Annotated in this window: 22 protein-coding genes and 1 riboswitch; of the genes, 20 read left to right on the forward strand and 2 right to left on the reverse strand. The window is 43.9% G+C overall.

The features are described from left to right. The first annotated feature begins 26 nt into the window (after positions 1-26). The 11 genes from polA to E4T82_RS01145 all read left to right on the forward strand — a co-directional run bounded on the left by polA (position 27) and on the right by E4T82_RS01145 (position 13,515). Entirely contained in the window at positions 27-2,666 is a 2,640-nt protein-coding gene (gene polA / locus E4T82_RS01095; protein ID WP_135181061.1) for a DNA polymerase I, read from the forward strand. A gap of 17 nt (positions 2,667-2,683) precedes the next feature. Next, positions 2,684-3,433, forward strand: a complete 750-nt coding sequence (locus E4T82_RS01100) for a hypothetical protein (protein ID WP_135181062.1) — start codon at positions 2,684-2,686, stop codon at positions 3,431-3,433. A gap of 238 nt (positions 3,434-3,671) precedes the next feature. Continuing rightward, entirely contained in the window at positions 3,672-4,139 is a 468-nt protein-coding gene (locus E4T82_RS01105; RefSeq protein WP_135181063.1) for a deoxycytidylate deaminase, read from the forward strand. Positions 4,140-4,463: 324 nt separating this feature from the next. Continuing rightward, complete coding sequence (locus E4T82_RS01110) at positions 4,464-5,357, forward strand: ABC transporter ATP-binding protein (RefSeq protein ID WP_135181064.1); 894 nt, start codon at positions 4,464-4,466, stop codon at positions 5,355-5,357. Continuing rightward, positions 5,354-6,565: an ABC transporter permease gene (locus E4T82_RS01115; RefSeq protein ID WP_135181065.1), complete on the forward strand. Its 1,212-nt coding sequence runs from the start codon at positions 5,354-5,356 to the stop codon at positions 6,563-6,565. Before E4T82_RS01110 ends, E4T82_RS01115 begins: the two co-directional genes overlap by 4 nt. Positions 6,566-7,474: 909 nt before the next feature. Then, positions 7,475-8,668, forward strand: a complete 1,194-nt coding sequence (metK, locus tag E4T82_RS01120) for a methionine adenosyltransferase (RefSeq protein ID WP_135181066.1) — start codon at positions 7,475-7,477, stop codon at positions 8,666-8,668. A 230-nt stretch (positions 8,669-8,898) separates the two neighbouring features. After that, on the forward strand, positions 8,899-9,639 hold the full coding sequence (locus E4T82_RS01125; protein WP_135181067.1) for a PHP domain-containing protein: 741 nt from the start codon (positions 8,899-8,901) through the stop codon (positions 9,637-9,639). A 139-nt stretch (positions 9,640-9,778) separates the two neighbouring features. Beyond that, the gene (locus tag E4T82_RS01130; RefSeq protein WP_135181068.1) at positions 9,779-11,044 is read left to right on the forward strand and encodes a UDP-N-acetylglucosamine 1-carboxyvinyltransferase; all 1,266 of its coding nucleotides are present in this window, start codon (positions 9,779-9,781) and stop codon (positions 11,042-11,044) included. Positions 11,045-11,124: 80 nt separating this feature from the next. After that, positions 11,125-11,661 (forward strand): GNAT family N-acetyltransferase, encoded by a 537-nt coding sequence (locus E4T82_RS01135; RefSeq protein ID WP_135181069.1) that lies wholly within the window; start codon positions 11,125-11,127, stop codon positions 11,659-11,661. 35 nt (positions 11,662-11,696) lie between these two features. Beyond that, the gene (locus E4T82_RS01140) at positions 11,697-12,557 is read left to right on the forward strand and encodes a methionyl aminopeptidase (RefSeq protein ID WP_135181070.1); all 861 of its coding nucleotides are present in this window, start codon (positions 11,697-11,699) and stop codon (positions 12,555-12,557) included. 22 nt (positions 12,558-12,579) lie between these two features. Continuing rightward, a complete protein-coding gene (locus E4T82_RS01145; RefSeq protein ID WP_135181071.1) occupies positions 12,580-13,515 on the forward strand; it encodes a YihY/virulence factor BrkB family protein in 936 nt (311 codons plus the stop codon). Here E4T82_RS01145 and E4T82_RS01150 read toward each other — a convergent pair. Then, positions 13,512-13,958 carry a GtrA family protein gene (locus E4T82_RS01150; protein ID WP_135181072.1) on the reverse strand — a complete coding sequence of 149 codons (447 nt, stop codon included), beginning with the start codon at positions 13,956-13,958 and terminating at the stop codon, positions 13,512-13,514. The genes E4T82_RS01145 and E4T82_RS01150 overlap by 4 nt on opposite strands. Before the next feature lie 836 nt (positions 13,959-14,794). Beyond that, positions 14,795-14,914: riboswitch (PreQ1 riboswitch) on the forward strand. Between E4T82_RS01150 and E4T82_RS01155 the strand changes: the two genes are divergently transcribed. From E4T82_RS01155 to E4T82_RS01195, 9 genes are all read left to right on the forward strand, one after another. Beyond that, a complete protein-coding gene (locus E4T82_RS01155; protein ID WP_135181073.1) occupies positions 14,912-15,427 on the forward strand; it encodes a QueT transporter family protein in 516 nt (171 codons plus the stop codon). It overlaps the preceding riboswitch by 3 nt. A gap of 182 nt (positions 15,428-15,609) precedes the next feature. Next, complete coding sequence (locus tag E4T82_RS01160) at positions 15,610-17,739, forward strand: Tex family protein (protein ID WP_135181074.1); 2,130 nt, start codon at positions 15,610-15,612, stop codon at positions 17,737-17,739. Then, positions 17,726-18,178 carry a SprT family protein gene (locus E4T82_RS01165; RefSeq protein WP_135181075.1) on the forward strand — a complete coding sequence of 151 codons (453 nt, stop codon included), beginning with the start codon at positions 17,726-17,728 and terminating at the stop codon, positions 18,176-18,178. The genes E4T82_RS01160 and E4T82_RS01165 overlap by 14 nt, the downstream gene beginning before the upstream one ends. Before the next feature lie 49 nt (positions 18,179-18,227). Then, a complete protein-coding gene (locus E4T82_RS01170) occupies positions 18,228-18,998 on the forward strand; it encodes a hypothetical protein (protein WP_135181076.1) in 771 nt (256 codons plus the stop codon). Then, positions 18,979-19,248, forward strand: a complete 270-nt coding sequence (locus E4T82_RS01175) for a PspC domain-containing protein (protein WP_135181077.1) — start codon at positions 18,979-18,981, stop codon at positions 19,246-19,248. Before E4T82_RS01170 ends, E4T82_RS01175 begins: the two co-directional genes overlap by 20 nt. A gap of 314 nt (positions 19,249-19,562) precedes the next feature. Next, positions 19,563-20,489, forward strand: coding sequence for an HPr(Ser) kinase/phosphatase (gene hprK, locus E4T82_RS01180; protein ID WP_135181078.1), 927 nt, complete (start codon positions 19,563-19,565; stop codon positions 20,487-20,489). A gap of 3 nt (positions 20,490-20,492) precedes the next feature. Further along, on the forward strand, positions 20,493-21,293 hold the full coding sequence (gene lgt, locus E4T82_RS01185; RefSeq protein WP_135181079.1) for a prolipoprotein diacylglyceryl transferase: 801 nt from the start codon (positions 20,493-20,495) through the stop codon (positions 21,291-21,293). Next, on the forward strand, positions 21,287-21,700 hold the full coding sequence (locus E4T82_RS01190; protein ID WP_135181080.1) for a DUF948 domain-containing protein: 414 nt from the start codon (positions 21,287-21,289) through the stop codon (positions 21,698-21,700). The genes lgt and E4T82_RS01190 overlap by 7 nt, the downstream gene beginning before the upstream one ends. Continuing rightward, entirely contained in the window at positions 21,684-22,169 is a 486-nt protein-coding gene (locus E4T82_RS01195) for a YtxH domain-containing protein (RefSeq protein WP_135181081.1), read from the forward strand. Before E4T82_RS01190 ends, E4T82_RS01195 begins: the two co-directional genes overlap by 17 nt. A 293-nt stretch (positions 22,170-22,462) precedes the next feature. Here E4T82_RS01195 and E4T82_RS01200 read toward each other — a convergent pair whose 3' ends face one another. Next, complete coding sequence (locus tag E4T82_RS01200; RefSeq protein ID WP_135181082.1) at positions 22,463-22,771, reverse strand: DUF3270 family protein; 309 nt, start codon at positions 22,769-22,771, stop codon at positions 22,463-22,465. Positions 22,772-22,905 lie beyond the last annotated feature (134 nt).

The raw sequence follows: 22,905 nt of genomic DNA on the forward strand, positions 1-22,905 counted from the left end.
AGCCCTAGATATGATATAATAAGGACATGGATAAAAATAGATTATTACTAATAGACGGCTCATCTGTAGCCTTTCGTGCCTTCTTTGCACTCTACAATCAAATGGATCGCTTTAAGAGCCCAACTGGCCTGCACACCAATGCCATTTACGGTTTTCATCTCATGCTGGATCACATGATGAAGCGGATTCAGCCGACCCATGTGTTGGTGGCGTTTGATGCAGGCAAGACAACCTTCCGCACCGAGATGTACGAGGACTATAAGGCGGGGCGTGCCAAGACACCAGACGAGTTTCGCGAGCAGTTTCCCTTCATTCGCCAGATGCTTGAGGTCATGGGCATTCGCCACTATGATTTAGAACGTTACGAAGCCGACGACATTATCGGGACGCTGGATAAAATGGCAGAGCGGACAGAGGTGCCCTTTGATGTCACCATTGTCAGTGGTGATAAGGATTTGATCCAGTTGACCGATGAAAATACAGTTGTTGAGATTTCTAAGAAAGGGGTCGCAGAATTTGAAGAATTCACCCCAGCCTATCTCATGGAAAAAATGGGGATTACACCGGATCAGTTCATCGATCTTAAGGCTCTTATGGGGGACAAATCAGATAATATACCTGGTGTGACCAAAATCGGGGAGAAAACAGGACTTAAGCTCTTGACCGAATACGGATCGCTCGACGGTATTTACGAACATATCGACAGTATGAAAGCGTCCAAGATGAAGGACAATCTGATACAGGACAAGGAGCAGGCCTTTCTCTCACGGACGCTCGCAACGATTGATACAGAGGCGCCGATTACCATCGGCTTAGATGATATTGTCTATCAGGGGCCAGATGTAGAGCAACTAGCGCGTTTTTACGAGGATATGGGCTTCAAGGTGCTTCGTGCCCAGCTAGGAAGTGAAGCAACTGCACCGACTGCTGTAAAAAATGACTTTCTGACGGTTGAAGAGATTGAAGCAGACATGCTCCATGAAGATCAGTTCTTCCATTTTGAAATCTTTGGGGACAATTACCACAAAGAGTCAATTATCGGTCTTGCCTGGGGGGATGAACAGCAGATTTACGTGGGAGGAGAAGAACTACTGTCGCAGGACATTTTGCGTGATTTTCTTGCTACAAGAGCCATTAAGACCTATGATTTCAAGCGTAGCAAGGTCCTTCTTTCACACTATGGGATTGACTTAGGGCTTGCGGCTTTTGATAGTCGCTTGGCGAAATATCTTCTGACCACCGTTGAGGACAATGAGATTGCAACCATCGCCAGTCTCTATGGTCAACACAGTTTGGATGCTGACGAGGTGGTCTATGGCAGGGGAGCAAAACGTGCCCTTCCTGACCAAGAAGCACTTTATCAACACTTGGCCAATAAACTCGCTGTCCTCGTTGAGACGGAGGCTGTCATGCGGACCAAATTAGCGGAACATCAGCAATCAGACCTGCTTTTTAAGATGGAGTTGCCACTTGCCAACGTTCTTGCCAAGATGGAAATGACAGGAATCAAGGTGGAGGCTGAGACCTTAAAAGCCATGCAGGCTGAAAATGATGTTTTAATCGAGCAGTTGACGCAGGACATTTATGAGTTGGCTGGGGAAGAATTTAACATCAACTCACCTAAGCAGCTCGGCATTATTCTCTTTGAGAAAATGGGCTTACCGCTTGAATTTACCAAAAAGACCAAGACGGGCTATTCAACTGCAGTTGATGTTCTAGAGCGCTTAGCTCCGATTGCACCGATTGTTTCCAAGATTCTCGAGTATCGTCAGATTACCAAATTGCAGTCTACCTATGTGATTGGTTTGCAGGATGCGATTATGGAAGACGGGAAAATTCATACCCGCTACGTTCAAGATTTGACCCAAACAGGTCGTCTGTCTAGTACAGATCCTAACCTGCAAAATATTCCTGTGCGGTTAGAGCAAGGGCGCCTGATTCGCAAGGCCTTTGTTCCAGAATGGGAAGACAGCGTTCTGCTCAGTTCAGACTACTCGCAGATTGAGTTGCGAATTTTGGCGCATATTTCGCAGGATGAGCACCTGATTGAAGCCTTTCGTCAGGGGGCAGATATCCATACTTCAACCGCCATGCGGGTCTTTGGTATTGAAAAGCCAGAAGAGGTGACGGCAAATGATCGTCGAAACGCCAAGGCGGTCAACTTTGGTGTGGTCTATGGTATTTCAGACTTCGGCTTGTCTAATAACTTAGGGATTAGTCGCAAGGAGGCAAAAGCCTATATTGAAACCTATTTTGACCGTTTTCCAGGCATTAAGAACTATATGGACAGGATTGTCCGTGAAGCGCGTGATAAGGGCTATGTAGAGACTATTTACCACCGTCGTCGGGAGCTTCCTGACATCAACTCACGCAATTTCAATGTGCGCAATTTCGCCGAGCGGACGGCCATTAATTCACCGATCCAAGGGTCGGCAGCAGATGTGCTGAAAGTGGCCATGATTAACCTTGATAAGGCGATGACAGAAGCCGGATTGCGGACACGCATGCTCTTGCAGGTGCATGACGAAATTGTCCTTGAAGTCCCAAATGATGAATTAGACACGATTCGCTCCATGGTTAAAGAAGTCATGGAAGCAGCCATTTCGCTTTCCGTCCCATTGATTGTAGATGAAAATGCGGGCAAGACGTGGTATGAGGCCAAGTAGAAAGGATAGTAATGAAGATGAAAAAGAGAGTTTTGTATCTAGGACTAGTAGCCCTATTCTGTCTGTCAGCTTGTGGAGCAAAGGAAAAATCGGAGGTGACCCCTCCTGTAACCAAGACAAGTACAGAAGCAAGTAGTCAATCAGCGACAGGTGCAATTGACTTTCAGAAACTTGCGGAGGTGCAACCTCTTCCCATTCAGACGAAGAAAGAGCAAGCGAAACTCTATTCTGCTACAAATGGTGTGGTGAAGAACGTAGGATTGGGAGATAGCGAAGAAGTTTCCTATCGTCTCTATCAAGTACCAGAAGTTTGGCAGATCGACCATGTCAAACAGGAGACTCGACCGACAGATTATACCTATAGAGCCTTTGAAGGAGGATTATCATTTGGTGTTCAACTGTATACCCTAGACGTCTATATGACTTCACCGCTCTCAGGTGGCGAAGTCATGAAAAAAGATGAATTGGCGCAACGCCTGAAAGCAGATGGCCAGAACTTTATCCAAGAAACCAGTATTTCCATTGGTGACCAGGAGTGGAAAGTCGGTTATGAGGAAAAGCCTGAGAATAATGCTGCTAAAATTACCTTTTATCGCTTAGAAAATACGGGCAACTTTGATGATTCACTCATCGTAGGAGCTGTCATCTATCCTCTGTCGGTGAAGAGTTCAAACCATGAAGAAGCAGTAACGACAACCGTTTCTCAACTAAAGACAATCTTGCACCAAGTAGCAGGTAAACGAGAGACCGAAACGATAAAACCGTAATTTAAAAGCCCTGTCGCATGACAGGGCTTTTTCACGAGCCTAGAAATGCGAGAGCGAGCTAAGCCCTGAGGGCTGTTTTTTCACGAGCTTGAAAATAGGAAAGCGAGGAATTCCAGTGGGCTGTTTTTCTTACGTCAAGCTTCAAGTGAAGAGGAACCAAGTTGAAAAAATGACACTGGACTTCTAAGGATGAAAAATCGTGGTATAATAAGGAAAATACCTACGAGGAGAATAGAAAATGTCAGAAAAACGTTTAGCATGGGATGAATATTTTGCGGCGCAGGCCCTCTTGATTGCCAATCGTGCGACCTGTAAGCGGGCGAAGGTGGGGGCAGTTCTTGTGAAGGACAACAAGGTCGTGGCAACGGGCTATAACGGATCTGTCTCAGGCACGGAACATTGTTTGGATCAGGAGTGTCTGGTGGTGGACGGTCATTGTGTACGGACGCTTCACGCTGAGATCAATGCTATTTTACAAGGGGCTGAACGGGGAATTCCAAAAGGCTTTACCGCCTATGTGACGCACTTTCCCTGCCTTAACTGTTCCAAGCAGCTCCTTCAAGTAGGCTGCAAGCGCGTGGTCTATATCAATGAATACCGCATAGACGATTACGCTAGATATCTCTATCAGGAAAAACAATGCGAATTGGTTCAGCTACCGATTGAGAAGGTCAAAGAAGCGATTAGCCAGACGGATTGGATTTGAGTTTATGGTAAAACTTATTTAAAATAGCTGTTTTACCTTACGCTAGTTACTCTTTAATAGAAAATAGGGTGAAGTGAGCCTATAACGATACTTACGAAAGTATCAAAACGATAGTAGAGTGAGAAAGGATAGGATAAGGCAAGGATCTACAGATAGAACGGGCCTTCATTGGCGTTCATCAAAACGACTTAACGATGGCCTACGATGGCCCACCCCCATATTCAATTTACTACCAGTTTGACTTATATTGAATATAGGAGTACAATAGATGCATTATTTTAGAAACGCTTATAGAGCGCTATGTCTCAGAAAAGGAGGACTTCTATGCTAGAAGTATCAGAGCTAAAGAAAAGTTTTGGGAAAAAAGCTGTTTTACATGGGATTGATTTCCAAGCAGGAAAAGGGCGGATTGTGGGCCTTGTTGGGAAAAATGGTGCTGGAAAAACAACGATTTTCCATAGCATATTAAATTTCTTAGACTATGAGGGGAAGATTCGCTTAGACGGAGAGGTGATTTCTCAGCAAACCTACGAGAAAATTGGCTATCTACCAGAAGAACGTAGCTTGATGCCCAAATTAACGGTTTATAATCAAGTACATTATCTGGCCAGCTTGAAAGGTCTGTCGACCTCCTATATCAAGGAACAATTGCCATTGTGGATGGCCAAGTTGCAGGTCAAGGGGAATCCGACAGATAAAATCAAAAGTTTATCAAAGGGAAATCAACAAAAAATTCAGTTGATGATTACCCTCATGCACCAGCCAGATTTGATTATCCTAGATGAGCCTTTCAGTGGTCTTGACCCTGTCAATACCGAATTGCTGAAGCAAGTCATTTTTGAAGAGAAAAAGCGCGGAGCGACCATTATTTTCTCAGATCACGTCATGACCAATGTGGAAGAGCTCTGTGACGATATTTTGATGATTCGTGACGGGGAAGTGGTCGTATCAGGTACGATTGAGGACGTTCGCAACAGCTATGGCAAGACACGAATCTTTGTCGCAAGTGAGAAAACACAGGAAGAATTAGAAGCTCTGCCCCATGTGGTCAAGGCCAGCCGTACTAAGAGAGGTACATGGCGTTTGGTGATAGATGATGAGGCGGCAGGTCCTGCCCTCTTTGACCTTCTCACTCAAGGACAATATGTGGCCACTTTTGACCAGCAAGCCCCAACGATTGATGAAATCTTCAAGTTAGAATCAGGAGTAGCCCTATGAAACAGCTGTTTATTGTGATGAAAGAAACCTATTTCCGTCATGTGAAATCATGGAGTTTCTTGTTTATGGTCTTGAGTCCCTTTATCTTTTTAGGGTTTTCTGTAGGAATGGGGGTGCTCGTCGGCATGTCTCAATTCTCCTCAGATCCTGTACCAGTTGTCTCAGCCAGTCCTGAAATCAAACAAGTATTGGAAGAAGACAAGTATAACTTTGACTATAAAGACCAAAACGCTGCCCAAAAAGCAGTAGACGAAGGAGATATCGACGGCTACCTCATACTAGATGTCAAGGAACATCAAGTCTATGCAGCCTATCATGGTAAGGAGAGCATGGATCGCTTTGCTAAGGAAGATGTTCTTGCTCGTCTCAAAAGCTTGCAGGCAGATTTGAACCACGAAGAAGCGCAACTGACCGAAAATCAAGAAAAAATCTTATCCCAAGAAATCATTTATGATGAGGTGATTAAAAAAGATACAGAACTAATTCAGGCGATTCAGTCAGGTTTCGTCTTTATTCTCTCCATTGCCCTCTACATGTTTCTTATAGTCTACTCAACCACAACAGCGCAAGATATTGCCAATGAAAAAGGCACTAAAATCATGGAAGTCATCTTCTCCAGCGTCCGTGCATCCAATTACTTCTACGGGCGCATGTTGGGAATTGTGGCGGTGGTCTTGACCCATATTTTGATTTATGTTGTTGGCTTCCTCCTTGCCTACTTGGTTGCTGGTCAGATTCCGATTGTTCAGATGTTCTTGGATCAAAACCAAGAAATGATAGCGCTCTTGTTCCAACCTTCGACTGTTTATACGATCTTCTTCATGCTACTAGGCTTGATTTTCTACATTGTCTTATCAGCAGCCTGTGGAGCTTTAGTGACGCGGGTGGAAGACGTCAATAAGGCGGTTCAGCCTATTGTCTTACTTGTCGTTGTGGCTATGATGATGAGCGTGACCTTGGGAGTGAAGGGGGAGAACATCTTGCTGACCATTGGATCGTATATCCCATTCTTCTCACCATTTTTCATGTCAATTCGTCTCATTCATGAAGAGGCCTCAAACCTTGAAGGATTGCTATCGCTCTTCATTTTGCTAGGCACAACAGCGGGCAGTATCTGGTATATTGGAAAAATCTATGCGCGCCTAATTCTCCAGACAGATGATTTAGGTCTATGGAAGAATCTCCAACGTGTCTTGAAGGAAAAATAAACAATAAAAAGTTGAACTTGGGTTTAGTTTCAGAACGTAGGTAAACCCAAGAACTATTTAAACAAGTGAAACAGATCTGTTAACGGAAGATTCGATTTGCCGATTGTCGCGAGCGAAGCGAGCCTCATCATTTCTGAGTATGGAATTCCGCGGGAAGTCGCTACCGTCCGCACCACCTAAGAAAAGTATCACAAAGCAACTTTTTCTTCAATCTGAAGCTGGGCTCAAGTCCAGTTTCTTTTTGTATGAAATACAAAAAGGATTTGAAAAAATCTGAAATTTCTTTCCAAACATGGTATACTAGAGGAGTTATAAGTCCCGAAAAGGCGATTGCTCAAAAAGAGTGAGTGGTCGGTGCTTTGTAACTTTTAACTTGGCAACAATGTCGGTAGCGCTCCTACTCGTCATTGTACGGCAGCCGCTATAGAGCGGACTGCCTAGCCAACTTACTAGAACGGGAAAAGTCTTATTATCGAATCCTTTTCCCATTCGTCGTAACTGAACTAAGAAAATCGGCTCCTTACGTCGCACGCTTTTCTACGGTTGCCGCTAGCTAGTGGTTGCTAACTGCGTTGGCCTTGTTTCCAGCCTACAAAGTTCTACTAGACCTTTGAAGCTAAACGACTTACTTGTTTCTCCCAATCAAAAGTATCGTTTGCTTGGGAGAAACATCGTAACTTGAAGTATATGTTTAGCCTAGCCAACTTACTAGATTAGGAAAGGTCTTAATGTCGAATCCCTTTCCTAATCGTCGTAATTGAGCTAAGAAAAGGAACGCAAAAGAACGTTGCTTTCATTTGCTTTATGTGATGTTAAATAGGTCTTTGAGCTGGTCAGCTAGATGTAGGTGTTGTGGCGAATAGGAACTTGTTTTTCTAGTATCATTTTTATTTAAAGGGGGACATGAAGATGTCAGAACGTAAACTTTTCACTTCTGAATCGGTATCAGAGGGGCATCCGGATAAGATTGCGGATCAGATTTCCGATGCGATTTTGGATGCGATTTTGGAGCAGGATAGCGAGGCCCATGTGGCAGCTGAGACGGCTGTCTATACAGGCTCTGTGCATGTATTTGGAGAAATCTCAACGACGGCTTATGTTGATATCAACCGTGTTGTCCGTGATACGATTGCAGAGATTGGCTATACCAATACTGAGTATGGATTTTCAGCTGAAACGGTGGGGGTACATCCGTCCTTAGTTGAGCAATCACCTGATATTGCTCAAGGGGTCAATGAGGCCTTGGAAGTGCGTGAAAATGGTGATCAAGATCCGCTGGATCAGATTGGCGCGGGGGATCAGGGACTCATGTTTGGATTTGCGGTGGATGAAACGCCTGAATTGATGCCACTGCCGATTTCACTTAGTCATCAATTGGTGAAAAAATTAGCAGACTTACGGAAATCGGGGGCCATTTCCTATCTGCGTCCAGATGCCAAAAGTCAGGTTACGGTCGAATACGATGAAAAAGACCAACCCTTGCGCGTGGATACGGTGGTGATTTCGACTCAGCACGATCCAGAAGTGAGTCAGGAAACGATTCGTAAAGACATCATTGAGCAAGTCGTTCAAGCAGTGATTCCAGCCAAATACCTCGATGACAAGACCAAGTATTTCATCAATCCAACAGGTCGCTTTGTCATCGGGGGACCGCAAGGAGATTCTGGTTTGACTGGTCGAAAGATTATTGTAGATACGTATGGTGGTTATTCACGCCATGGTGGCGGTGCTTTCTCTGGCAAAGATGCGACCAAGGTCGATCGTTCCGCCTCCTATGCAGCCCGCTACATTGCTAAAAATATCGTAGCAGCTGGTCTTGCGAAGAAAGCAGAAGTGCAGCTAGCTTATGCAATTGGTGTTGCGCAGCCTGTATCGGTGCGGATTGATACCTTTGGTACAAGTACCGTTTTGGAAAATCGTCTTGAAGCAGCGGTTCGGGAATTGTTTGACCTGCGTCCAGCAGGTATCATTCAGATGCTCGATTTGAAACGGCCTATTTATCGGCAAACAGCAGCCTACGGTCACATGGGTCGAACAGATATTGACCTGCCTTGGGAGCGTTTGGACAAGGTTGAAGCGTTGAAAAAGAGCTTAGCAGACTAGAAAGGAGGCAGGGATAGAAATTCCCAGTCTCTTTTTTAAAATTGAAACAAGAGCTCGCATGAAGGGTGTACTCGTTGATTGCAAGCCTAGAAAGGGATAGCCTTGAGATTTTGTCTGTATCGCTTCCTCTTTTTCTTCTAAATATGATATACTGAAACTAATGAAATATAGTTTGAGAATACTTGCTGACCTAGACGATATGGTATACATTTGCAATAAGGGAGAACGGCATGCGGGATAATCATTTACATACGTATTTTTCATATGATGCGGAGGCACGATTTGAGGATTATTTAGCGATTTATGAGGGAGAGATTGTGACGACAGAACATTTTGACCTGTCCAATCCCTATCTAGGTGGTCCTCGTGATGATGTGCCGGATTATCAGGCTTACAGTGAGCAGATTGAACGCCTGAATCAGCAGTATGGCAATCGGATTAAAAAGGGTATTGAGATTGGCTATTATGCCCCGCGAGAAGCAGATACCTTGGCTTATTTGGAGGGCAAGGATTTTGACTTAAAACTCTTATCTGTTCACCACAATGGCTATTTTGATTACTTGGAAGATGAGGTCTTCTCCCTCAATCGAAAAGAGCACATCGTGTCCTACTTGAAAGAGATAGAAAAGGCGATTGAAGCCATTCCAGCGGATGTGCTTGCTCATTTTGACTATGGTTTTAGGAAATTATCCCTTACTGTTGACGAATTGCGTGAGTTTGAGCCTAATCTACGCTCTCTCTTTCAAAAGATGATGGACCATCACTTGGCCTTTGAGCTAAATAGCAAGTCCATGTACTTGTATGACAATGAGGCGCTCTATCACTATGCCCTCTCTATCTTGAAAGAAATGGGCTGCAGGCACTATTCCATCGGTTCAGATGGCCACTTTCAAAAGCATTTTCGTCTGCATTTTGACCGAATGGAGCAAATCTTGGACGAGTACGGCATTCAAAAAGAGTGGTTGGTATAGTAGAGTCCCTTATCCCCAAGTCAGTTGGTTAGCTCATTCTCCAAACCAGGACAAACTGAAAAACTAGCTATTCAGTCCGATATATGATACAATAAGCTGTATGCCTATTTTGGCGAATTTGAGAAAGAGATTTGATTGTATGAGAAAAATTGTGATCAATGGTGGTCGTCCGTTGAAAGGGAGCGTGACCGTCAGCGGAGCTAAAAATTCAGTTGTAGCTCTGATTCCAGCAATTATTTTAGCAGATGGCATTGTAAGTTTAGACGGGGTACCTGAGATTTCTGATGTTGACAGCTTGATTGACATCATGGAGACCATGGGAGCTACGGTTACGCGTAGTGGGGATTCTTTGGAAATTGATCCCCGTGGTGTCAAAGACATGCCTATGCCTTTTGGGAAAATCAATAGCTTACGTGCATCGTATTATTTTTACGGTTCTTTGCTAGGTCGTTTTGGTCAAGCCATTGTGGGCTTGCCAGGAGGCTGTGACCTTGGACCGCGTCCGATTGATTTGCATTTGAAATCCTTTGAAGCCATGGGCGCAACCATGACCTATGAAGGGCAGAGTATGCATCTGTCGACCAATGGCAAACGCATCCACGGAGCGCATATTTTCATGGATACAGTCAGCGTTGGTGCAACCATCAATACCATGCTTGCTGCTGTTAAGGCAGAAGGCCGTACCGTGATTGAAAATGCCGCTCGTGAACCAGAAATCATTGATGTGGCAACGCTCTTGAACAATATGGGAGCCCATGTCCGCGGTGCAGGAACAGAAGTGATTACGATTGAGGGGGTTGATCGATTACACGGAACTCGCCATCAGGTCATTCCAGACCGCATTGAAGCAGGGACCTACATCGCTCTTGCCGCCGCTGTTGGTGAAGGCATTCGAATCGATAATGTCCTCTATGAACATTTGGAAGGTTTCATCGCCAAATTAGAAGCCATGGGTGTTCGCATGACTGTGTCAGAAGACAGTATCTTTGTTGAAAAGCAGGACAAGTTGAAAGCTGTTAGCGTGAAAACTTCACCCTATCCAGGCTTTGCGACGGATTTGCAACAACCGATTACGCCACTATTGCTCATAGCCGAAGGAGCAGGTACTATTACAGATACCATTTATGAAAAACGTGTCGGTCATGTACAAGAATTGGCCAATATGGGAGCAAATATTCGTGTCTTGGGTAGTCGCATCAGCTACCAAGGGCCAAACAAGCTCAATGGTACGCATGTCAAAGCGACTGACTTGCGTGCAGGGGCGGCGATAGTCATTGCAGGATTGATGGCCGAAGGTCAAACTGAAATTACAAACATTGAATTTATTCTCCGAGGATATTCAAATATCATTGAGAAACTAAAAGATTTAGGAGCAGATATTGAGCTCATTGATGGATCTAAGTAACCTCTTAACAGGTAAGTGAGTAAGGACAATCGAAGACACGGTGGACGATTAGCCTGCTCACTTTTTAGTAAGGATAGAAAATGACAATTTGGGAACCCTTAGCGCAGTATGCTAGTTTTGAAACAGATCGCCTCTTGCTCCGCCCCTTTTACTATGAGGATTGTCAGGACTTGCACATGATTCTCTCGAGTCCTAACAATACAACCTATATCATGCCTAGCAGAATGACCATTGAGGAGACGACCGACTTGCTGGTGCATACCTTTATGCGCTCTCCCTTAGGGATTTGGGCCATGGAGGACAAGGAAACGGGTCAGATGATTGGCTGCATTCGTTTTGAAAGTATCGACGAACGAGAAAGAGAGGCAGAAATCGGCTATTTTCTGCACCAAGATTTCTGGGGCCAAGGTCGCATGACAGAAGCCCTGAAAACCCTTGTATATATAGGATTTGACTATGTCGGTTTTAAAAAACTCCGCATCGTGACCCACTTAGAAAATCGGGGCAGTCAGCGTGTGGCAGAAAAAGCAGGTTTTCAAAAGATCCGCCAGTACAAGGGGAGTGACCGCCACAGTCGGAAAATGCGTGAGTATGTAGATTTTCAGTTATTTGCATGATAGCATAAGTATAAACAAATTAGAAGAGGGATGAAATGATTACAATTAAATCACAAAGAGAAATTGATGCCATGAATCGGGCAGGAGATATTCTTGCCAGCATTCATATTGGACTTCGTGACCTGATTAAGCCGGGGCTTGACCTGTGGGAAGTGGAAGAGTATGTTCGCAGACGCTGTAAGGAAGAAAATGTTCTTCCCTTGCAGATTGGTGTTGATGGTCATTTAATGGACTATCCCTATGCTACCTGTTGCGGCTTAAATGATGAGGTGGCACATGCCTTTCCACGTCATTACATCTTAAAAGAGGGGGACTTGCTCAAGGTCGATATGGTCTTGAGTGAGCCACTTGATAAAGCTGTTTTAGATGTTTCAAAGCTAGATTTTAACAATGTAGCACTGATGAAAAAATATACCGAGCCATACACAGGTGGGGTAGCTGATTCTTGTTGGGCCTATGCCGTTGGTCAGGTGAGCCAAGAAGTCAAAGACCTTATGGATGTGACCAAGGAATGCCTCTACCGAGGAATTGAAAAAGCGCTTGTCGGCAACCGTATCGGAGATATTGGCGCAGCTATCCAAGAATACGCTGAAAGCAAGGGCTACGGTGTGGTACGTGATTTGGTCGGTCACGGTGTTGGACCAACCATGCACGAGGAGCCAATGGTGCCTCACTATGGTCGTACAGGTCGAGGACTTCGCTTGCGTGAGGGAATGGTCTTGACCATTGAGCCAATGATTAACACAGGTACATGGGAAATCGATACCGATGAAAAGACAGGTTGGGCGCATAAAACCTTAGACGGCGGCCTGTCTTGCCAATACGAACACCAGTTTGTCATCACCAAAGATGGTCCAGTAATCTTGACCAGTCAAGGAGAAGAGAGGACTTATTAGTCTGATTGAAAAAGGAGGAACAATGAACAGAAAGAAGCTCTGGAGCAACTGCAGGTCATTTGTTATCTCTTTTTTAGACTTTTACCGATCGGCTGAGCTTGATTTGACAGGGGTGGCAGTGGCTTACTACCTGATTATCTCAGTTTTTCCGATTTTATTGACCCTAGCCAATCTCTTGCCCTATTTACAGATTGATGTCAATCAAATTTTAGAGGTCTTGTCGGAGGTTTTTCCTGAAAAACTCTATCCGACAGCAGCGGATATGGTCGTTAGTATCTTGACACGTCCGTCATCGTCTTGGTTAGGAATTGCCATTGTGACGACACTCTGGACGCTTTCAAAAAGCATGGCAGCTCTTCAAAAGGCTGTCAATAAGGCGTATGGTGTTGATCAGCATCGCGATTTCATCATCAGTCGAGCAGTCGGCATGTTTCTAGGCATTGGCCTACAAGGAATTATCATTTTTAGCGTGATGATGTTGGCATTCGGTAAGACCTTGCTCCAATTACTGTCTACCAAGTTTCATTTTGATCCCCTATTTGATAATCTGATTGATCAGACCCAACTGGTTGCCTATATTGCTCTCTTTCTGGCTCTGGTCATGCTCTATTTTTTTCTTCCGAATGTCCGCATCAAAAAAATCCGCTATGTTTTTCCGGGGTCCTTCTTTGTCCTAGCGGTAATGGCGACGGTGGGTCAACTGTTTGGCATCTATATTGATTCCTATGCCAATCGCTTTCTAGACTTTCGCCTTGTGACCTCGGTGGTTATTTTGGTTCTCATGCTCTGGTTTATCTTTGTGGCTAATATCCTAATTATCGGAGCAGTCTTGAATGCCACCGTACAGAGTTTACAAGTAGAAGAATTTGACACCAGACCAGGTGATATTGCATCGATTATACAGCGCATCAAAGCACGCTTTTTAAAAAGAATGACAAAGAAAACTCCTAAAACTTAGGAGTTTTCTTTCTTGTTTTGAAAGATGAACAATTTACTGAGGACATAATTCAGCACGATAACAAGGATTTGCGAGATGAGAGTTGCGATAGCGTTGATGCTTGCAGGGTCTTGGTTAACGAACTGCCCAATCAGTTGCGGAAAGGTATCGACAAGAACGTAAGCCAGTAGCATATCGAGCAACAAAGTTGCCATCCTTGCGGAGATAAATTTTAGCAGGCGGGCTGGCCAGCCCGCCCAATCTTGCTTAAAGACGACTTGATCATTGGTAATAAAGGCAAATAGAATAGCGATGCAGTTGGCAATAAATACAACGGTTAGAATATGCGAAATGACCAAGAAAAGACTGGTCCTCGTGAAAACATAGACCAAGGTCGTTGCCACTCCAAAAAATAAATAAGAGAGAACCTCATTATCAAAAAATGCTTTTATATACTTTTTCATACCCCTAGTCTACCATATTCCTCTAGATTATGCTATACTAGAAACGTTGTGAAGATGAGAGGTTCAATGGTAGGTGTAAAACGACTACCTAGAGCAGATTGTTCAAGGGAGGACATGAGTGAAAATGCTAGTGTCTTGCGTAATGGAACATGCCCTAAACTCTGTGTAAAAAAGATAGGCAGCTGTTCTAACTTTAGTTAGTTACAGCTGAGAATCATAAACATTCTTAGCTCTAAAGGTATCGTATGCCTTTAGAGATTAGGCTGAAAACCTCCACTGGAGCTTTTCACTCGTCATGTTTCCTAATTTTGCCGTAGCTGTTGCAGGCTATGCTTGCTTACAGATACGGATACCCTTGTGGTACAGTCGCTTTTTTCACGCTCTCGTATCTTGCGAATTGAACTCGAGCTACAACTCACTGATAATAAAACTAATCCAGTGGATTAGTTTTACCCGAGCCCAAAAATCGGAAAGCGAGGCTAATCCAGTGGATTCGTTTAACCTGAACCTTAAAACAGAGAGGCGAGGTAGATTTGAAAAAACAATCGTAAGTTGGTTAAGTTATCGTTTCATGTTGGCAGTAGTTAGCTGGTTACTCACTGCGTTGCACTTGTGACTAACCTAGCTACCCTCGCCGGGGTCTCACTACGAAGTTGCTCGCAACTTCTGTTCGGCCGCCTATTTTGTCTAGGAGTTGTTTGACGCTCTCGTATCTTACTAATTGAACTCGAGCTAAGCACTGTGTGAAAAAGATAATCTTTCCTAGTGCCTAAGCACTTCGTCAAGATTTCTATTTTCACTGTGTGCTTCAACAGTCTGGAATAGACTGTTGAAGGTTGGAAATAAAATGAGCTTTGCTCATGTCAAACGCTCTCGTATCTTACACAACCCTTGGCGCTTCCTTCCTTTAGCCAAGCATATTACACGCGGTTTAGCCGCCAAAGGAGAATGATATGAATCAAACAAAATGGACGGTTCGCGACATGGCACAAATTGCTTTGGTTGCGGCTCTTTATGTGGTGCTTACAGTGACACCACCACTCAATGCGATTTCCTACGGAGCGTATCAGTTCCGTTTGTCAGAAATGCTGAATTTTCTAGCCTTTTATAATCGAAAGTACCTCGTAGCTGTGACGATTGGTTGCATGATTTCGAATTTCATTGGATTCGGAGTAATTGATATATTTGTCGGTGGGGGCTCTACACTCGTATTTGTGGCGTTGGGTGTCTATTTCTTCAAACAATACCAGAATGAGTATATCTTGAATGGTGTGTTGAACAAGGCCTTCTTCTATTTTTCGATTTTCTTTTCAATGACCATGGTGACCATTGCCATTGAGTTATATGTGTTGTACCAAAGTCCTTTCCTAGCGACTTGGTTTACGACTGCTGTGGGAGAATGTGCATCTCTCGTCATCGGTTCTTTGGTCATTGACCGCTTAGCCCAGAGGATTGATTTTACAAAATAAAGGAAAAAGCGAGTATAGGAAGGATCGTGAGGTTGAGTAGCTACTCAGCCTTTTTTCGTTTTTCAAATCGGTCTAAGTTGTTGTAGTTTTGCTCGGACACATTTTCAGAGGTACAGGCTGGCATTCCGAATCCCACCTGTTCTCCCTTTGTTCTTTCCCATATCCATGGTATAATAGGGATTATGGAAGAAAAATATTTGAAAATAGCCCAAGATTTGGGTGTTCGTGTAAAGCAGATTGAAACGATCCTGACCCTGACAGCAGAGGGAAATACCATTCCTTTTATTGCCCGCTACCGCAAGGAGATGACAGGGAATTTGGACGAAGTTGTCATCAAGTCCATTATCGATTTGGACAAGTCTTTAACAGCTCTTGCAGACCGCAAGGAGACGGTCTTAGCGAAGATTGAGGAGCAGGGAAAATTAACGGACTCGTTGCGCAAGGCTATTTCAGAAGCAGAGAAACTAGCTGATGTGGAAGAGCTCTACCTGCCTTACAAGGAAAAGCGTAGAACCAAGGCGACTATTGCACGTGAAGCAGGGCTTTTTCCCTTGGCACGTCTTATTTTGCAAAATGTCACAGACTTGGAGACGCAGGCTGCTTCCTTCATCTGTGAAGGTTTTGAAACGGCAGAAGCCTGTCTAGCTGGTGCAGTCGATATTTTGGTGGAGGCCATTTCAGAAGATGTGAAATTACGGGCTTGGACCTATCATGAGGTCTTGCAATATTCCACCCTCCAGTCCCAATTAAAAGACCAAGAAGCTGATGAAAAGCAAGTCTTTCAGATTTACTATGATTTTTCTGAAAAAGTGGCAAATATGCAAGGGTATCGGACACTTGCCCTCAACCGTGGGGAAAAACTAGGTGCCTTAAAAGTCTCATTTGAGCACAATATTGAGAAAATTCTCCGCTTTTTTGAAGTGCGTTTTCCACAAAAAAATGCCCATATCACCGAAGCCATTAGCCAAGCCGTCAAGAAGAAAATCTTGCCAGCCATGGAACGTCGGATTCGAACTGAATTGACAGAGGCAGCTGAAGAAGGAGCGATTGCCCTCTTCTCAGATAATCTCCGCAATCTTCTGTTGGTTCCACCGTTGAAAGGAAAAATGGTCTTGGGATTTGACCCAGCCTTTCGGACAGGTGCCAAGCTGGCAGTAGTAGATCAGACTGGAAAGCTTTTATTGACCCATGTCATTCATCCTGTCAAACCAGCTTCTCAAGCTCAGATTGCCCAAGCCAAAGAAGAGCTTGCAGACTTGATTGGGCAATACGGCATCGAAATTATCGCCATCGGAAATGGAACAGCTAGTCGCGAGTCGGAGAGTTTTGTGGCAGAAGTGCTCCAAGATTTTCCAGATGTTCGCTATGTGATTGTCAATGAAAGCGGGGCGTCGGTCTATTCGGCTTCTGAATTAGCGCGACATGAATTTCCAGAGTTGACCGTTGAAAAACGCTCAGCTATCTCCATTGCTCGTCGCATACAAGATCCGCTTGCGGAGTTGGTCAAGATTGATCCGAAATCAATCGGTGTCGGTCAATACCAGCACGATGTCAACCAGAAGAAATTATCAGAAAGCCTTGATTTTGTAGTGGATACGGTGGTCAATCAGGTCGGTGTCAATATCAATACAGCCAGTCCAGCACTGTTGGCGCACGTGGCTGGTCTCAACAAGACCATTTCTGAAAATATCGTCAAATATCGGGAAGAACACGGAGCTTTAACCTCGCGAGCTGAGTTGAAAAAAGTTCCTCGTTTGGGAGATAAGGCTTTTGAGCAGGCGGCTGGTTTCTTGCGAATTCCTGAAGCGAGCAATTTTCTGGATAATACAGGGGTTCACCCAGAGTCGTACCCAGCTGTTCAAAAACTCTTTGACTTACTCGATATTCAGCAGCTGGATGAAGCTACTCAGGAAAAATTAAAGACAGTGAAAGTGACGGAAATGGCTGCAGAGCTTGGCCTTGGGAACGAAACCTTGAAAGATATTCTTGCTGATTTGCTCAAGCCAGGTCGGGATTTGCGGGATGATTTTGCAGCACCTGTTCTTCGTCAAGATGTCCTTGATTTCAAAGATTTGGAAATCGGTCAGAAATTAGAAGGCGTGGTTCGCAATGTCGTCGACTTCGGTGCCTTTGTCGATATTGGTATCCACGAGGACGGCTTGATTCACATTTCAAATATGAGCAAAAACTTTATCAAACACCCAAGTCAAGTGGTTTCTGTTGGAGATTTGGTAACAGTCTGGGTCTACAAATTGGACACGATTCGTGAAAAAGTCAATCTTAGCTTGGTGCCGCCTCATGAATCTCACTGAGTATGTGCGCAAGGTTTCCCGTGAGGATTTTGGAAAAGAATTTCGCCACGAAGCCCATTGGAATCATCGGTTAAAAACGACAGGCGGCCGTTTCTTTCCCAAGGACGGACACTTGGACTTCAATCCTCGCTACTATGAAGCAGATCAAGACTTGTTTCGTAAGATTGTCCGCCATGAGCTCTGCCATTATCATCTGTACTTTGAGAAAAAAGGCTATCGCCACAAGGATAGGGATTTCAAGGAATTATTACATGCAGTCGACGGAGTGCGTTATGCGCCACCGCTTGCTTTGCCTAATGCTGTTTCGTATCTCTATCGCTGCCAGCAGTGTGGTCAAGTCTATCCACGAAAACGGCGTGTGAACACAGCAAAATATCGTTGTGGTAAGTGCCATGGATTACTGATAGAAGGTAGTAAAAGAAATCAGTCCTTGGGCTGATTTCTTTTGGCTTGTCTATGATATAATAGAAGAGAATCGAGGTGAGAACATGGCACGAGAACCACAAAAACGATTGATAGAATTATATGAAAAAGGTGTTCTGACAAAGGAAGAAGCACGTGCCTGCTTTTTAGAGTTTGATGAAGAGCCAGATTTTTTAGTCGAGGAAGAAAAGCCACGTTTGAGTTTTACACTTCCGAGCTTGAAAATTTTTTCTTCATCCAAGCTAAAACAGGATTATGCCTTTTCGGACATTGAATCCCTTTTTATTAGCGTGTCAGAAGGCAAACTGGCCTTTGTGAAAAACAAAGCAGACCAAGTTCAGATTCAGCTTGTCTACCCACAACAGACCAATCAAGCCTTTTTACCTCAGATTTATGTTGAAAATAAAGGGTTGCATTTTGCTTCCAATCTTCCTTGTCAGATGACAATTTCCCTACCAGATCAGTGGATGTCGATTTTGAATTTAGAGTTGGGGAGAGCAGATGCGAGATTAGACTATCTTCCATTTGAAGATGTATCCATTCATAGTGCGACGGATAAAAAACAACAGGATATCCGCATTACAGCTATGAACCACATGTCTCAGCACCTCTTCTTGCAACTCGTCAAAGCGCCGATTTATTTGCAAGTTCCCAAACATCAAGGCTTGCATGGCAAGATTGAAAGCTCAGTCGGTCAGCTGGTAATCAATAAGAAAAAGAAGACCAGTCCCTATTTTTGTGAAAAGAAAGGAGATAATTTCCTCCGCCTTCATATCAAAACAGTGACCAGTCCGATTATCGTGAAAGGAGTACAACATGTCATTCGGATTTTATAAACAGCGCAATAACAAGCTCGTCTCTGGAGTGTTAGCAGGACTTGCTAGTCGCTTCCATTGGGAGCTAAGCCTAACACGAATCATCTTTGTCATTATCTGTTTGTTTGGTCGTATTGGCTTACTGGCTATTGCATCCTATATCCTCGCTGCTGTTTTACTTCCCTTTAAAGAAGATGTCTACGCAGAGCGTTACGGAACAGGACCTCGTAAGATAAAAGACGCTGAAAAGATTCATAAGCATAAATGGTAGAGAGTGAGAGAGCTGATTTCCTAGAAATCGACTTTCCTCACTCCCTTTTTGTTTCTCCTCCTATCTTGTGGTATAATAGTCTGTAAAGAAATGATACTCGTCAAAAATGAACATCTGACGTTGTTAACGCACCTTGTTGAACTTATAAGAAAAGTAGATACTTTTCTTATTTCCAACTTGAAATGGTTATCAACTATTTCAACGACCTTCGGTTTAGAGGTGGCTAGCTTTGCTAGTACTATCTCCTACCTTCCACAATTCTTGATTGTGGAAGCTCGTCAGATGTTGATGTTTATAGAGTAGAGAGGTATGATATGGCAGTTTTTGTCAAAGAGTTGATTGACAATGTGCGTGTAAGCAGTGCCTACAGCACAGAAGCGTTACTGGAAAAAGAGATTATCACATCTGATATCACACGTCCTGGACTTGAGATGACGGGGTATTTTGACTATTATGCTCCCGAGCGAATCCAGCTCATGGGCATGAAGGAATGGTCTTACTTGATGGCGATGACGTCTCACAATCGTTATCAGGTGTTGCGGAGAATGTTTCAGCCTGAAACGCCGGTTGTCATTGTTGCGCGTGGTTTGGACATTCCTGAGGAGATGTTTCAGGCGGCGAAAGAAAAGGGAATTGCGGTCTTTCAAAGCCAGACGGCAACCAGCCGTTTGGCAGGTGAATTATCGTCCTACTTGGATTCTCGCCTTGCAAAGCGTACCAGCGTTCACGGTGTGTTAATGGATATCTATGGGATGGGGGTCTTGATTCAAGGAGACTCAGGAATTGGTAAGAGCGAGACGGGTCTTGAATTGGTCAAGCGTGGCCACCGCATCGTCGCAGATGATCGTGTCGATGTCTATGCCAAGGACGATGTGACCCTCTGGGGAGAACCAGCTGAAATCCTCCGACACTTACTTGAAATTCGTGGGGTAGGAATCATTGATATTATGAGCCTCTATGGGGCGAGCGCTGTCAAGGAATCATCTGAAGTCCAGCTTGCGATTTACCTTGAAAATTATGAAACAGGCAAGATCTTTGACCGCTTGGGTAATGGTGGTGATGCGATTGAAATTGCAGGAATTACCATTCCGCAAATCCGCATTCCAGTGAAAACAGGGCGCAATATCTCTGTCGTTATTGAAGCCGCAGCCATGAACTATCGTTCTAAACAAATGGGCTTTGATGCGACCAAGGAATTTGAAAAACGCCTAGGTAGCCTGATTGAAAGCAATAAGGAGTAGCCGATGATTGATCCAATTGCTGTAAAATTAGGCCCGCTTGAAATTCGCTGGTATGCCTTGTGTATCATGACAGGAGTGATTCTTGCAGTTTTTCTAGCTTCAAAAGAAGCACCTCGGAAAAAGATTTTATCTGAGGATATTGTAGATTTTATCTTAATTGCGTTTCCCATAGCCATTCTTGGTGCGAGACTTTACTATGTCATCTTTTCGTGGGATCTCTACAAGGATGATTTGCTATCCATCTTTGCCATTTGGGAAGGAGGTATCGCCATTTATGGTGGTCTGTTGGCAGGTTTTTTGACCCTGGTCCTCTTTACCCGCCATCGCTTTATTGAGACTTGGGATTTTCTCGATGTGGCAGCACCATCTGTCTTGATTGCTCAGTCTATTGGGCGCTGGGGAAATTTCTTCAACCAAGAGGCCTACGGGGCCAGTGTCAAAAGTCTTGATTACCTGCCAGCCTTTATTCAGAATCAAATGTATATTGATGGCAGCTATCGCATTCCAACCTTCTTATACGAATCCTTGTGGAATCTCTGTGGCTTTGTCCTCATCTGCCTCTTACGCAGGCGCAAGAGGCTCCTCAAGCAGGGTGAGATTACCCTCTTTTACCTTATCTGGTATGGAGTGGGACGCTTTGTGATCGAAGGAATGCGGACGGACAGCTTGATGCTCTTCGGCTTACGCGTCTCGCAATGGCTGTCTGCCCTCTTGATTGTTCTAGCTCTTGTCCTAGGAATGTATCGCCGTAGGAGAGACCTTCCCTACTATCGAGATGAAGAAAAAGGAGATTTGTTATGTTGATTGAAGTATCTGTTTTTATTATTGCAGTAGCCCTTGCTGCTGTTGCGGTTTATATTATCCTCTTGTTAAGGAAAGTATCAAATGTGGTAGAGGAAGCCCAACACAGTTTAAATCTATTGACAAGTGATGTCAATGTGACCCTCTACCAGACCAATGAACTGTTGGCCAAGACCAATGTTCTCGTAGAAGATGTGAATGGTAAGGTCGCAACCTTGGATCCCCTATTTGTGGCTGTAGCTGATTTGTCAGAATCGGTGTCAGACCTCAACACGTCTGCCCGTGATTTGACAATTAAAGCACGTTCAGCAGGTCAACGTACAGTCAAAGCAGGTGGAGCCTTGGCAGCAATGAGTAAATTATCTTCCATTTTAGGAAAGAAGGGAGCAAAACATGGTGAAAAAGTCTAGTATTTTTACAAGCATTCTGTTAGGTGCAGCAGGTGGAGCTGCAGCGGCAGCATTTCTTGCAACTAAGACAGGTCAAGCAGTCAAAAAGAAAGTGGTCAACTTTGCCAAAGATTACCAAGAAAATCATGAAGAAATTAATGCAGAATTGATGCAAAAAGCCCAAGATTTGGGTCAGCAAGCAGTTGATAAATATGAAACGGTCAAGGGGCAATTGGAGACAGGCGAGGTGACAGTAGATGATTTGATTCAATCGGGTAAAGAAAAAGCCCAAATTTTCAAGGCACAATCCCTTGAAAAATTTGAGCAAATCAAAGAAAAAATTGCCGAGCAAAACGTAACGACCAACGATTTAGTAGAATCAATCAAAGAAAAGGCAAGAACCTTGCCACATTCGGCAGCTGCTCCAGCAGAACTGGCAGTCACAACAGAAGACATCGAAATCAACTTGCCAGTAGTAGAAGAAGACTGAAAAATCCGCATCTGCGGATTTTTCAGAACATAGACAAACCCTCTAAGCGACAGAAAAATAACAAATTCAACGTGTGAATATCATTTTGAAGCAACTCTTAAAAATACTGATATAGTGGTATTTCTAAGAGTTTTTAGCAAAAGAAAAAAGATTGAGGAAAATGAGTCAAAATAGACTTTTTCTTCAATCTGAAAATCCGCAAGTGCAGATTTTTTTGATAAATCAAAACGGAACGACTATATCTGGTCATCTTATCTCTCGCAAAAAACAGAACCTTGCTTAATCGTTTCGCCTTAGTTCTGTTTTTTTGATTGATATAGTTTTTTCTTGATGAACAATTGAACGAGTTTTAATCCGAATAGTCCTGTTAGGATGGCCAAGATAAAGGCCAAAAAGATAGGAACGCCGTTTGAAAGATAAATGTAAGTAGCAATCACCGTAATCACACTAAAAATAGCGATGTTTAAAAAGAAGAAAAATTCCTTGATTCGTTCTCTAGCTGGCTCGGTTACGTGATATGCTTGATAAGTGGCCTGCTGTGTCTCTCTCGGGATAGACTCGTCATACTGGTAATGGTCAGGCCGATATTGTCTAAGTGCCATATCGTCTCCTTTGTGCCTACTAAGCTTACCATAACAATGCTGGTTTTCTGTAACAGAATTGTTACATTTTCATTACAAAAAAATGAGAAAAGTCTGAACATTAAAATCAGGGCAACTACTGAGGAATGCGATAA

The organism is Streptococcus cuniculi, assembly GCF_004570575.1.
In the GTDB taxonomy this organism is placed as follows: domain Bacteria; phylum Bacillota; class Bacilli; order Lactobacillales; family Streptococcaceae; genus Streptococcus; species Streptococcus cuniculi_A.

Excerpts from the sequence above, each read along its gene's own strand:
- polA (WP_135181061.1), top strand. The coding sequence starts at position 27 with ATGGATAAAAATAGATTATTACTAATAGACGGCTCATCTGTAGCCTTT.
- E4T82_RS01100 (WP_135181062.1), top strand. The coding sequence starts at position 2,684 with ATGAAAAAGAGAGTTTTGTATCTAGGACTAGTAGCCCTATTCTGTCTG.
- E4T82_RS01105 (WP_135181063.1), top strand. The coding sequence starts at position 3,672 with ATGTCAGAAAAACGTTTAGCATGGGATGAATATTTTGCGGCGCAGGCC.
- E4T82_RS01110 (WP_135181064.1), top strand. The coding sequence starts at position 4,464 with ATGCTAGAAGTATCAGAGCTAAAGAAAAGTTTTGGGAAAAAAGCTGTT.
- E4T82_RS01115 (WP_135181065.1), top strand. The coding sequence starts at position 5,354 with ATGAAACAGCTGTTTATTGTGATGAAAGAAACCTATTTCCGTCATGTG.
- metK (WP_135181066.1), top strand. The coding sequence starts at position 7,475 with ATGTCAGAACGTAAACTTTTCACTTCTGAATCGGTATCAGAGGGGCAT.
- E4T82_RS01125 (WP_135181067.1), top strand. The coding sequence starts at position 8,899 with ATGCGGGATAATCATTTACATACGTATTTTTCATATGATGCGGAGGCA.
- E4T82_RS01130 (WP_135181068.1), top strand. The coding sequence starts at position 9,779 with ATGAGAAAAATTGTGATCAATGGTGGTCGTCCGTTGAAAGGGAGCGTG.
- E4T82_RS01135 (WP_135181069.1), top strand. The coding sequence starts at position 11,125 with ATGACAATTTGGGAACCCTTAGCGCAGTATGCTAGTTTTGAAACAGAT.
- E4T82_RS01140 (WP_135181070.1), top strand. The coding sequence starts at position 11,697 with ATGATTACAATTAAATCACAAAGAGAAATTGATGCCATGAATCGGGCA.
- E4T82_RS01145 (WP_135181071.1), top strand. The coding sequence starts at position 12,580 with ATGAACAGAAAGAAGCTCTGGAGCAACTGCAGGTCATTTGTTATCTCT.
- E4T82_RS01150 (WP_135181072.1), bottom strand. The coding sequence starts at position 13,958 with ATGAAAAAGTATATAAAAGCATTTTTTGATAATGAGGTTCTCTCTTAT.
- E4T82_RS01155 (WP_135181073.1), top strand. The coding sequence starts at position 14,912 with ATGAATCAAACAAAATGGACGGTTCGCGACATGGCACAAATTGCTTTG.
- E4T82_RS01160 (WP_135181074.1), top strand. The coding sequence starts at position 15,610 with ATGGAAGAAAAATATTTGAAAATAGCCCAAGATTTGGGTGTTCGTGTA.
- E4T82_RS01165 (WP_135181075.1), top strand. The coding sequence starts at position 17,726 with ATGAATCTCACTGAGTATGTGCGCAAGGTTTCCCGTGAGGATTTTGGA.
- E4T82_RS01170 (WP_135181076.1), top strand. The coding sequence starts at position 18,228 with ATGGCACGAGAACCACAAAAACGATTGATAGAATTATATGAAAAAGGT.
- E4T82_RS01175 (WP_135181077.1), top strand. The coding sequence starts at position 18,979 with ATGTCATTCGGATTTTATAAACAGCGCAATAACAAGCTCGTCTCTGGA.
- hprK (WP_135181078.1), top strand. The coding sequence starts at position 19,563 with ATGGCAGTTTTTGTCAAAGAGTTGATTGACAATGTGCGTGTAAGCAGT.
- lgt (WP_135181079.1), top strand. The coding sequence starts at position 20,493 with ATGATTGATCCAATTGCTGTAAAATTAGGCCCGCTTGAAATTCGCTGG.
- E4T82_RS01190 (WP_135181080.1), top strand. The coding sequence starts at position 21,287 with ATGTTGATTGAAGTATCTGTTTTTATTATTGCAGTAGCCCTTGCTGCT.
- E4T82_RS01195 (WP_135181081.1), top strand. The coding sequence starts at position 21,684 with ATGGTGAAAAAGTCTAGTATTTTTACAAGCATTCTGTTAGGTGCAGCA.
- E4T82_RS01200 (WP_135181082.1), bottom strand. The coding sequence starts at position 22,771 with ATGGCACTTAGACAATATCGGCCTGACCATTACCAGTATGACGAGTCT.